General features: G+C 43.8%; 1 protein-coding gene. It reads left to right on the top strand.

Annotated features, from left to right (window positions below; translation table 11 throughout):
* A partial coding sequence (locus tag BHE85_RS28505; protein WP_434801358.1) for a transposase occupies positions 1 to 217 on the top strand: 217 nt, incomplete at both ends.

Here is a 217-nt window from a genome sequence, read left to right as displayed (position 1 = left end):
AAGTGTCTATACCGATTACTTGATGATCAGGTTGTGTTGAATAAACGCGCATTCTTCGGTGCTTTTTTAATCTTTTGGGGATTTAAATTCCTATCGATGGACATGAATGCAGGCTATATAAGAGCAGCGCGCATCCACTTACCCAATGCGGTTGAGAAAATAGCCTTCGATCGCTTTCATGTGGCGAAACAACCGGGTGAGGTGGTGGATAAAACCC

Origin of the sequence: Shigella sp. FC1567 (assembly GCF_001743015.1) — a bacterium.
In the GTDB taxonomy this organism is placed as follows: Bacteria; Pseudomonadota; Gammaproteobacteria; order Enterobacterales; family Enterobacteriaceae; genus Escherichia; species Escherichia coli.
This window is presented reverse-complemented; position numbering and strand designations above follow the sequence as displayed.